At 60.7% G+C, this 9,701-nt stretch carries 10 protein-coding genes; 4 read left to right on the top strand and 6 right to left on the bottom strand.

The genetic code is table 11. The features are described 5' to 3' along the window. Positions 1-221: 221 nt before the first annotated feature. Both AC4IHP_RS27690 and AC4IHP_RS27685 read right to left on the bottom strand, forming a co-directional pair. Positions 222-959: an SDR family oxidoreductase gene (locus tag AC4IHP_RS27690; protein WP_490833268.1), complete on the bottom strand. Its 738-nt coding sequence runs from the start codon at positions 957-959 to the stop codon at positions 222-224. Positions 960-1,086: 127 nt separating this feature from the next. Further along, positions 1,087-1,968, bottom strand: a complete 882-nt coding sequence (locus tag AC4IHP_RS27685) for a helix-turn-helix domain-containing protein (protein ID WP_490833269.1) — start codon at positions 1,966-1,968, stop codon at positions 1,087-1,089. A gap of 258 nt (positions 1,969-2,226) precedes the next feature. Between AC4IHP_RS27685 and AC4IHP_RS27680 the strand changes: the two genes are divergently transcribed. Beyond that, entirely contained in the window at positions 2,227-2,991 is a 765-nt protein-coding gene (locus AC4IHP_RS27680; RefSeq protein ID WP_460119939.1) for an SDR family NAD(P)-dependent oxidoreductase, read from the top strand. A 174-nt stretch (positions 2,992-3,165) separates the two neighbouring features. Beyond that, complete coding sequence (locus AC4IHP_RS27675) at positions 3,166-4,083, top strand: AraC family transcriptional regulator (RefSeq protein WP_490833267.1); 918 nt, start codon at positions 3,166-3,168, stop codon at positions 4,081-4,083. Positions 4,084-4,089: 6 nt separating this feature from the next. Here AC4IHP_RS27675 and AC4IHP_RS27670 read toward each other — a convergent pair whose 3' ends face one another. Together AC4IHP_RS27670 and AC4IHP_RS27665 are read right to left on the bottom strand one after the other, a co-directional pair. Continuing rightward, positions 4,090-5,160, bottom strand: a complete 1,071-nt coding sequence (locus AC4IHP_RS27670; protein WP_490833266.1) for a Rieske 2Fe-2S domain-containing protein — start codon at positions 5,158-5,160, stop codon at positions 4,090-4,092. A gap of 31 nt (positions 5,161-5,191) precedes the next feature. Next, positions 5,192-6,145 (bottom strand): PDR/VanB family oxidoreductase, encoded by a 954-nt coding sequence (locus AC4IHP_RS27665; protein ID WP_490833265.1) that lies wholly within the window; start codon positions 6,143-6,145, stop codon positions 5,192-5,194. Positions 6,146-6,435: 290 nt separating this feature from the next. Here AC4IHP_RS27665 and AC4IHP_RS27660 point away from each other — a divergent pair, with 290 nt between their 5' ends. Then, positions 6,436-6,903 carry a MarR family winged helix-turn-helix transcriptional regulator gene (locus AC4IHP_RS27660; RefSeq protein WP_101155322.1) on the top strand — a complete coding sequence of 156 codons (468 nt, stop codon included), beginning with the start codon at positions 6,436-6,438 and terminating at the stop codon, positions 6,901-6,903. Here the strand turns inward: AC4IHP_RS27660 and AC4IHP_RS27655 are convergent. Both AC4IHP_RS27655 and AC4IHP_RS27650 read right to left on the bottom strand, forming a co-directional pair. Next, positions 6,878-7,840 (bottom strand): LysR family transcriptional regulator, encoded by a 963-nt coding sequence (locus AC4IHP_RS27655; RefSeq protein ID WP_490833264.1) that lies wholly within the window; start codon positions 7,838-7,840, stop codon positions 6,878-6,880. The genes AC4IHP_RS27660 and AC4IHP_RS27655 overlap by 26 nt on opposite strands. A gap of 94 nt (positions 7,841-7,934) precedes the next feature. Further along, on the bottom strand, positions 7,935-8,645 hold the full coding sequence (locus AC4IHP_RS27650; RefSeq protein WP_490833263.1) for an SDR family NAD(P)-dependent oxidoreductase: 711 nt from the start codon (positions 8,643-8,645) through the stop codon (positions 7,935-7,937). A 265-nt stretch (positions 8,646-8,910) separates the two neighbouring features. Here AC4IHP_RS27650 and ycaC point away from each other — a divergent pair, with 265 nt between their 5' ends. Continuing rightward, on the top strand, positions 8,911-9,540 hold the full coding sequence (gene ycaC / locus AC4IHP_RS27645; protein ID WP_016774235.1) for an isochorismate family cysteine hydrolase YcaC: 630 nt from the start codon (positions 8,911-8,913) through the stop codon (positions 9,538-9,540). Positions 9,541-9,701 lie beyond the last annotated feature (161 nt).

Raw genomic sequence — 9,701 nt, 5'->3', positions numbered from 1 at the left:
CCGCGAAAGCGGCGGCACATTCAACATCTTCGCCGACTGACCCAGCGCTTTCGCGAGCAAGCTCACTCCCACAATGTCCCGTGTTGACCATTGATTGGGTGGCGCCACAAGTCTCCTGTGGGAGCGGGCTTGCCCGCAAAGGCGGCGGCACATTCAACATCTTTGCCGACTGACCCAGCGCTTTCGCGAGCAGGCTCGCTTGTACAGATTAACTCCCGGTTTCAGTAGGGGCTCGCGGTCGGGCGGACGATCAGTTCGCTGACGTCGACGTCTGCCGGTTGTTCGACGGCGTAGGCAACCGCGCGGGCGATGGCTTCGGCGGGGATGGCGATCTTGCGGAAAGACTTCATCTCCGCGCGGCCGCCTTCGTCGGAGATGCTGTCGGCCAGTTCCGATTCAGTCACGCCCGGTGCGATGACAGTGACGCGGATATCGCCGCCGACTTCCTGGCGCAGGCCTTCGGAAATCGCCCGTACCGCATATTTGGTCGCGCAGTACACCGCCGCAGTCGGGCTGACCGCGTAGGCACCGATCGAGGCGATGTTGATGATCTGCCCGGCGCGCTGGCGCTGCATCAACGGCAGGCTGGCGGCGATGCCGTGGAGTACGCCACGGATGTTGACGTCGATCATGCGGTTCCACTCATCGACCTTCAGCGCATCCAGCCGTGACAACGGCATCACGCCGGCATTGTTGACCAGCACATCGACGCGGCCGTAATGCTCAACGGCAAAATCGACGAAGCGCTGCACATCCTGCTGGTCAGTGACGTCCAGCGCGCGGAATTGCGCGTGGCCACCGGCGCCGTTGATCTCTTCGGCAATCACTGCCAGACGCTCGGTGCGCCGTGCACCCAACACCACTTTGGCGCCACGTTCGGCGAGCAGGCGAGCGGCGGCTTCGCCGATGCCGCTGCTGGCGCCGGTAATCACGATCACTTTGTCTTGAATGTTCAGCATGACGTCGTCCTCTTCTATGTGCCCGTGAGTGGGCTTGGAAGAAGATTAAGTGCGGCGGCTCATGGGTTATTAATCGATTCCTCCACCGGATTTGCCCAATTCTGCTGCGTCGCTTTTCGAACGTTCTTTAACCGCCGCGTGGTGCATCGCGATAGGCACTCGGAGTTACCCCGACTTCACGGCGGAATACCTGGGAAAAGTGGCTGGGGCTGGAGTAGCCAACCTCCAGGCCAATGTCGATCACGCTGCGTGCGGTCTCCAGCAACAGATGACGCGCGCGGCTGATGCGCAGGCGGATGAAGTATTGCGAGGGCGATAAACCGGTGGCGCGCTTGAAGGTGCGGCTGAAGTGGTAGTCGCTCAGCCCGGCGACTGCGGCCAGATCACCGAGGCTGAAATCCTCCGCGAGATGCGCATTCATGGCTTCGATCACCCGACGCAGTTTGTAGGCGGGCAGGGCGTTGTCGCGGCGCGGGTTGCTGTCGGGGTCGAGGTAATGACGCAGCAAATGGATCGCCAACGCCTGAGCCAGGCTGTGCACCAGCAGTGCGCTGGGCTGGCGCTGTTGTGTGAGTTCGATTCGTAGTTGCTCAAGAATGAAGCTGACCTGCTCGTCACGCGCACCGGACACATCGACAAACGTCACTGCACCCGCCTGTTCGCCGAACGCTTCGCGCGCCGCTTGTTCGATCAGGCCCAGACCGAGGTACAGGTGCATGACTTCGAAGACCTCGCAACCTTCGGTTTGCCAGCGCATTTCGTAGGGTTCGCGGGTGTTGGTCAGGAAGAAGTCGCCCGCCGTGACCTGGCTCGCCTGCCACTCTCCGCCCAACGAACGTTCTTCGACCCGGGCAGTGCCAACCAGTACCAGCACCAGCAGCGGTTCGGCCACGCATGGCACGCGGATCGGCTCGAGCAGGGTTTGATGGCGGAACAACTGCACCACCGCATCCTTGATCTGCGGCCGCGCCATCGTCGTTTCCGCAACACCGGGCAAATGCTCCGGCATGGCTTCGGCGGCGATGCGCGCCGGCTGGCTGATTGTCGGTGTAGTAGGGCTGGCAGAGGGCACAGGACGCTCCATCAAAAGCTTCGGCTGCGAATGATTTTGAAGGTTAGGGCGGGCGAACGAGAAACTCCAGCGCAAAACTCCGACAGTCCCGGCAATCGCCCGAAAGCCCGGCGGCGGACAGTGCGCGACAGTGAAGTGGTGTTTACGACCGCGTCATCAGGCGCAACACCGATTCGCTATCGAGGAGTTAAAACCATGACTGATTTCAACCACACCCTGCCACAAGAAGTCGCCGGTAAAGTTGCCCTGGTCACTGGCGCGGCCAGCGGCATCGGCAAGGCGATTGCGCTGATGCTGCACGCTCGCGGCGCCAAGGTGATTGCCGAAGACCTCAACCCGGCTGTCGAAGCACTGGCTCGTCCCGATCTGGTGCCGCTGGTGGCGGACATCACTGAGGATGGCGCCGCCGAACGTGCAGTAGGCCTTGCCGTCGAGCAGTTCGGGCGCCTGGATATTCTGGTCAACAACGCCGGGATCATCATCAACAAAGCGGTGATCGACATGAGCCGCGACGACTGGGAAAAGATCCAGGCAGTGAATGCCACGGCAGCTTTCCTGCACTGCCGCGAAGCGGTCAAGGCGATGATCCCGAACAAGTCCGGTGCAATCGTCAATATTGCTTCCTATGCGTCGTACTTTGCCTTTCCGACCATTGCCGCCTACACCGCTTCCAAAGGTGCGCTGGCGCAATTGACTCGTACGCTGGCCCTGGAAGTCATCGAACACGGCATTCGCGTCAATGCCATCGGCGTCGGCGATGTGGTGACCAATATCCTCAATGATGTAGTTGAGGACGGCCAAGGGTTCCTCGCGCAGCACGGCGAAGCGGCGCCGATCGGTCGGGCGGCGCAGCCGGAAGAGATCGCCGAAATCGTGACCTTTCTTGCCTCCGGCCGCGCCAGTTTCATGGTCGGCTCGGTGGTCATGGCCGATGGCGGCATGACGGTAACGGCGGGTTGATAGTGGTGTGAGAAACCAAGGGCGCGTGTGAGAACGCGCCCATGGCTTTGCCGCGATCACGAGCACGCAGAATCAGGCAAAACTGCAGCATCTTTGATCTAGTCGCCGCTGGGTAAAACTGGCTAATCTTCCTGGGCAGTTGACCCACCTTCGTCTGCTTTCGAGGCCCTTTGCATGGATAACCACGACGCTTCCATCCTCCACGACACGGCGGTGTATCGCGCCGAACTGGTGCGCTTGCTGACTCAACGCTTCGACGCGCCGGGCACCTACGAAACCGCGATTGCGCCGCTGCACGTGATCCGTTTCGATGGGCCGTCCGAGCTGATTCATGTCGTGCACCGTCCGGCGCTATGCCTGATCGTGCAGGGGCGCAAGGAAGTCGGGCTGGGTGACGAACGTTTCCTCTACGACCCGTTGAATTACCTGGTGGTGTCGGTGACGTTGCCGGTGTCAGGACGGGTGATCGAAGCCTCGCCCGAAGCACCGTATTTTTGCGTTCGGCTGGATTTCGACCCGGCGCAACTGACGCAACTGATTGCCGAATCGCCGCTGACCGGCATGCCGCAGGACGCCGGGCGCGGGATGTTTCTCGACAAAATCGACGTGACATTGCTCGACACCATGCTGCGTCTGGTGCGCCTGCTCGATAATCCGCGCGACATTGGCATGCTCGCGCCGATGGTGTTGCGTGAGCTGTATTACCGCCTGCTGCGCGGCCAGCACGGGCATCTGTTGTATGAAATCGCCGTCAGCGATTCGCAGACCCATCGGGTCACGCGGGCCATAGACTGGCTGAACAAGAATTTCACCGAGCCGCTGCGCATCGACGCGCTGGCGCAGGTGGCCAATCTGAGCAGTTCGGCGCTGCATCACCGCTTCAAAGCCGTCACCGCGATGAGCCCGCTGCAGTATCAAAAACAGCTGCGCCTGCAAGAGGCGCGGCGGCTGATCATCAATGAAGGGCTGGATGTGTCCAGCGCCTGCTATCGCGTCGGCTACGAAAGTGCCTCGCAGTTCAGCCGCGAATACAACCGCCAGTTCGGCTGCCCGCCGTCGAAGGAGCTCAGCCGCCTGCGTCAGACCGGCTGAAGCGGCTTACGCCTGACGCAGTTGCTCGATGATCCGCCGGGCGCGGTTGGCGCCGACGTCGACGTGAATGTCGATCATCGGCCGTGCACCGAACCGGCAGAGATTGCGGTACTGCGCTTCAATCACTTGCTTGTCTTCATCGAAGGTCAGGATGGTCTGCTCGACGACCTTGTCCTTGATCGCCTGCGGATCGCTCGCCGGATTGGTGGCGATGGTCCAGAAATAATGACTGGTGGTCGCGGTTTCCGGTGTCACGCCATGAAAGCCGCGCATATGAAAACCGCCGCGCTCGGGATCGTCCAGCGAGCCGCTGCCAGCATCTACCGCACCGGTCCAGATGCGCAGATGACTGACGTGGAATTCGATTTCCTGCCAACGGTCGACGGTGCTTTTGAACGGGTAGGCGGCGGTATAAGTCGGCGGTGGCACCGAGTCCGGCATATGGCGCACCACGCGCACTACGTTGCCTTCACTTTCCACGGTCATCCGCGCGTTCATGTGGATGCTGGCGTTGCCGCCGATGGTGCGCAGATGCACGTAGCCCAGGTGGCTCAAGTCCATCAGGTTGTCGTGAATCAGCTGATACGGCGCCTCGTAGTGATAGACGCTGCCGTCGAACAGGTATTGGCCGCTGCTGTGCACGGCGTAGTGTGGCGGTTCGCAATCGGGCTCTGGCTGCGCCGCGCTACCGAACCAGATCCAGACGATCTGGTCCTGCTCGCGCACATGATAGGCCGGCACCTTGGCCTTGCTTGGGATCTTGTCCTGCCCGGGAATTTCCACGCACTTGCCGGCGTCGTCGAACAGCAGGCCATGGTAGCCGCAACGGATGCCGGAGGCTTCAAGCGTGCCGTTGGATAACGGTAAGGCGCGATGGCAGCAACGGTCTTCGAGGGCAGCGACGGTACCGTCGGATTTGCGGAACAGCACCACCGGGTTGTTCAGCAAGGTCCGGCCCAGCGGTTTGTCCCTAAGCTCCCAACCGAGGGCGGCGACGTACCATTGATTCAGCGCAAACTCGGGCAGAGCATGGGCTGAGAGTTCGCTGGCGAGTGATTCGGGCGTGGACGTGTTCATGAGGTTCTCCTGTCGAGCCAATTGTTGTTGTTCAAAGATCGAGCACCAGGCGCGGCGTCCTGGCCCGCGAGCAGCAAGGAGTGAATTGATCGTTGGCGGCCTGTTCGGCGGCGCTGAGGAACTGGTCGCGATGCTCTGGGATGCCGCTGAGCACGCGGGTCACGCAACTGCCGCAGATGCCTTGCTCGCAGGATGAGTTGATGGCCACACCGGCCTCGTCGAGCACTTCGAACACGCTGCGGTCGGCCGGGATCTGGAAGATCTGCCCGCTGCGGGCGAGTTCGACTTCGAAGGCCGAATCGGCGCTGTGATTGATGGGCGCGGCGGCGAAGAACTCCCGGTGAACTCGGTGTGCAGGCCAGCCTGCATGCTTCGCGGTCTCGATGACGTGACTCATGAATCCGCCTGGGCCGCAGACGTACAGGTGACTGCCTGCGTCGGGCGAGGCGAGCAGCGCCGCAGCGTCGAGCTTCTGCGCCTGCGTGCCGCTGTCGTCATGCAGGATGACCCGCTCGGCGAACGGGGCTTGTGCCAGCAGCGGCAGAAACGCTGCGCGTTCGCTGGATCGAAAGCAGTAATGCAGCTCGAAAGGCACCTCTTGCGGAGCCAGGGCATAAACCATCGCCAGCATCGGGGTGATGCCGATGCCGCCGGCAAACAGCAGATGTCGCGAGGCGGTGGGCTCAAGCGCGAACAGGTTGCGCGGGGCGCTGATCGTCAGTATTTGCCCGGTGAGGATCTGCTCGTGCATGGCCTGCGAGCCGCCTCGGGATTGCGGGTCCTTGAGCACGCTGATCAGATAGCGCTGGCGTTCTCTGGGGTCGTTGCACAAGGAATATTGGCGGACCAGGCCGTCGGCCAGATGAACATCGATGTGCGCGCCCGCTTCAAACGGCGGCAACACGGTGCCATCCGTGGCGCTTAATTCAAAACTGCAGATGCCTTCGGCTTCGCAGGTTTTGCCGGTGACGATGACGTTGAGCATGACCTGTCCCTCCACACTGAAGTGGCTGCTGAAAAAAGACTCGGGGGATTAGCGGTGGAAAGGATCAGCCGGGGGCGGGCGGCGGCAGGCTGATCGCCGAATTTGGCCAATCGACGCACGCGCAAATGAAAGGATTCATGACCAACACCTGATAATTATTTTTATGACGCGAGCGACGGCCTATCATTCAGCCAGAATCGCCCGCAACGTTCGGCAGGGAAATCCTCTGATTATTTAGTTGCGGTGTCAACCAATAGTCCGGCATTTCGTCGTTTTCGGGTAAATCTTCGATGTCTGCAGAACCGCAATTAAACCTGTCTCGTTATGTTCCCGCGTTGTTGAATTTCCTTTCCAACAAGCTCTCGGCGGGCGCCTCGCAGTGCTATCGCAAGCACTTTGGCATCGGCGTGGTCGAGTGGCGCATGCTCTCGATGCTGGCGGTGGAAAACGACATTACCGCCAATCGCATTTCGCAAACTATCGGCCTCGACAAGAGCGCGGTCAGCCGCTCATTGCAGGCGCTGGAGAAAGCCGGGCATATCCGCAGTCAGGTCGACACGAAGGATGCGCGGCGCAATACGGTCAGCCTCACCGCCAGCGGCAAGGCACTGCATGCGCGCGTGCTGAAAGTGGCATTGGAGCGTGAGCGGCGTTTGCTCAGCGGCTTGTCGGAAGCGGAGGTCGATACGCTGATCGAACTGCTCGGGCGCCTGCATGCGCAGGTGCCGAACGTTAACGAGTACGACCCGGCGCAGTGAGCAACGACGAACTGCCAGAGCCAGCCCATTCCTCACGAAACCCCAACAGAAAATCCACAAACGCCCGCACCCGTTGCGGCACATAGCGGCCGTGCGGGTAGAGCAGGGTGTAGGGGCGCGAACGTCCGGCGTACGGTTGCAGTACTTCAATCAGGCGGCCATCGGCGAGTTCCTGCTCGACGATGAAGCGGTAAGTCTGAAACAGTCCGGCGCCGTGCTTGGCCAACGTCACACCGCCGAGCACATCGTCGGAGCAGGAATAGCCCCCGTCAGAGACCACTTCCAGGTCTCTGCCGTTTTCCTGGAACAGCCAGGAAATCCGACGCCCACTGCTGGGTAATTCGAACTGGATGCACTCATGCTCGATCAGGTCGTCGAGGGTCTGCGGCGTGCCGGCTCTGTGCAGATATTCGGGGGCGGCAACCACAACCAGACTGGCGTCTTCCAGCAGGCGCGCGATCAGGGTCGAGTCCGGTTGCGCGCGTACGCGTATCGCCAGGTCGTAGCCTTCTTCAACGAAGTCGATATTGCGATTGCCCAAGTGCACGTCGACCGTGACCTCGGGGTACAGCGCGCGAAATTTCGGCAGCAGCGGCAGGATGCGGTGGTGCCCGTAGGTGGTTGGCAGGCTGATGCGCAAGCGACCTGAGGGCGAAGTCTGTGCGCCCATGACTTCCTGCTGCGCTTCGATCAGTTGCGTCAGGGCCTGGCTGCACTGTTCGAAGAAGCTCCGTCCGGCGTCGGTGAGGCGGATGCTGCGCGTGGTGCGGGCAAACAGTCGCGAACCCAAGCGTTGCTCCAGACGCAGAATCGACCGGCTCACGGCCGCCGGCGTGACCCCGGCCAGTTGCGCAGCGGCGGTGAAGCTGCCGGCTTCGGCGGCCAGGCAGAACAGTTCGATACTGCCTAACTGCAAGTCTTCAAAATGGCGTTTCATTGTGGCTCGCACCGAGGGTCGACGGACGTTCATCCTCTGTGTACCACAACCAACGACGCCGCCGGTATCCACCGGCGGCGTTGCAGGGTTTCGATCAATGGCCGGCGCTCTGGCCACCGTCGACATGCAGGATCTCGCCAGTGACGAAATTTGCGCCGTCGAGGTAGAGGATCGCTTGCACGATGTCGTCGATTTCCCCCATGTGGCCGACCGGGTGCAGGCTGCCCAGCGCCTGATGGGTTTCCTCGGCGTGCATCGGCGTCTTGATGATGCCCGGCGACACGGCGTTGACCCGGATGCCGCGCTTGGCGTACTCGATCGCCAGGGATTTGGTCGCGGCGTTGATGCCACCCTTGGTCAGCGACGCCAATACCGACGGCACGCCATCGATTGCATGATCGACCAGGCTGGTGGTCACGCTGACGACGTGGCCGTTGCGGTGTTTTTCCATCTCCGCGATGGCCAGTTGCGAAATGTAAAAGAAGCCACTCATGTTGGTCGCCACGACCTGGGCATAGTCCGCCTGGCTGTAAGCGGTGAACGGCTTGGCCAGAAAGATCCCGGCATTGTTGATCAGCGTATCGATGCGACCGAACCGGGCCACGGCAGCACGAATCACGCGCTCGGCGGTTTGCGGATCGGCAATGTCACCGGCGACGGTCAGAACATCCGGGTCGCTGGATTCTGTGATCGAGCGCGAGGTTGCGACTACTTGATGACCAAGGGCGCGAAAGCCTTCGACCAGACCTGCACCAATGCCTTGCGAGGCGCCGGTGATGACAACTACTTTTTTCGATGTGCTCATGATGATTTCCTCTGTCGCTTGCCCGTCGGAATGGCGGGTGGCTGTTGGAGAGGACTTTAGAAAGTTGCGAGGAGTTGATAAATGGGGGCTGAGGTACTTCATTTGTACTGTGGTGTATCTAATCAGAGCGGGACTTGAACGATTGTCTCGTTTGAGTGGACGGTAAAACGCTTTTCAGCCGATTTATCCCTTTGCTGTGCGTCAGTAATCTGTACCCAACTTGAACGCAACAACAAAACTTCAAACTTGAAAAGGGACGCACATCATGACCACTCCAACCTACAACCGCCTGAACAAAGACGACGCTATCGTACTGCTGGTGGATCACCAGACAGGTCTGATCTCGCTGGTGCAGGACTTCTCGCCGAACGAGTTCAAGAACAACGTGCTGGCGCTGGCGGATCTGGCCAAGTTCTTCGACCTGCCAACCATCCTCACCACCAGCTTCGAACAAGGCCCGAACGGCCCGCTGGTGCCGGAGCTGAAAGAGATGTTCCCGGACGCGCCGTACATCGCTCGCCCAGGTCAGATCAACGCGTGGGACAACGAAGACTTCGTCAAGGCAATCAAGGCCACCGGGCGCAAGCAGATCATCATTGCCGGTGTGGTAACGGATGTGTGTGTAGCGTTCCCGACCCTGTCGGCGCTGGCGGAAGGTTTTGATGTGTTCGTGGTCACCGATGCGTCCGGCACCTTCAACACCACCGTGCAGCAAGCCGCATGGAGCCGCATGACTCAGGCCGGCGCGCAGATGATGAACTGGTTCTCGGTGGCATGCGAACTGCACCGCGACTGGCGCAACGACATTGAAGGCCTGGGTAACCTGCTGTCGCAGCGGATTCCCAACTATCGCAACCTGATGAACAGCTACTCGGCGCTGACGCAGCAGAAGTAAGTTCATCACTCACGCAAAAGCCTGCTGTGAAAGCAGGCGTTTTTGCGTTGGCGAATTGAAACACGGTCAACTGTAGAAGCGAGCCTGCTGGCGATTGCGGTACACCAGTCTAAGAAAATGTCGAATGTGCCTGCGCTTTCGTGAGCAAGCTCACTCCCACA

It is taken from the genome of Pseudomonas sp. UF-293 (assembly GCF_058245595.1).
The sequence above is the reverse complement of the archived record's forward strand: the minus strand, read 5'-3'. Positions and strand labels throughout refer to the sequence as shown.

Excerpts from the sequence above, each read along its gene's own strand:
- AC4IHP_RS27655 (WP_490833264.1), bottom strand. The coding sequence starts at position 7,840 with ATGAAACGCCATTTTGAAGACTTGCAGTTAGGCAGTATCGAACTGTTC.
- AC4IHP_RS27670 (WP_490833266.1), bottom strand. The coding sequence starts at position 5,160 with ATGAACACGTCCACGCCCGAATCACTCGCCAGCGAACTCTCAGCCCAT.
- AC4IHP_RS27650 (WP_490833263.1), bottom strand. The coding sequence starts at position 8,645 with ATGAGCACATCGAAAAAAGTAGTTGTCATCACCGGCGCCTCGCAAGGC.
- AC4IHP_RS27690 (WP_490833268.1), bottom strand. The coding sequence starts at position 959 with ATGCTGAACATTCAAGACAAAGTGATCGTGATTACCGGCGCCAGCAGC.
- AC4IHP_RS27680 (WP_460119939.1), top strand. The coding sequence starts at position 2,227 with ATGACTGATTTCAACCACACCCTGCCACAAGAAGTCGCCGGTAAAGTT.
- AC4IHP_RS27665 (WP_490833265.1), bottom strand. The coding sequence starts at position 6,145 with ATGCTCAACGTCATCGTCACCGGCAAAACCTGCGAAGCCGAAGGCATC.
- AC4IHP_RS27660 (WP_101155322.1), top strand. The coding sequence starts at position 6,436 with ATGTCTGCAGAACCGCAATTAAACCTGTCTCGTTATGTTCCCGCGTTG.
- AC4IHP_RS27685 (WP_490833269.1), bottom strand. The coding sequence starts at position 1,968 with ATGCCGGAGCATTTGCCCGGTGTTGCGGAAACGACGATGGCGCGGCCG.
- AC4IHP_RS27675 (WP_490833267.1), top strand. The coding sequence starts at position 3,166 with ATGGATAACCACGACGCTTCCATCCTCCACGACACGGCGGTGTATCGC.
- ycaC (WP_016774235.1), top strand. The coding sequence starts at position 8,911 with ATGACCACTCCAACCTACAACCGCCTGAACAAAGACGACGCTATCGTA.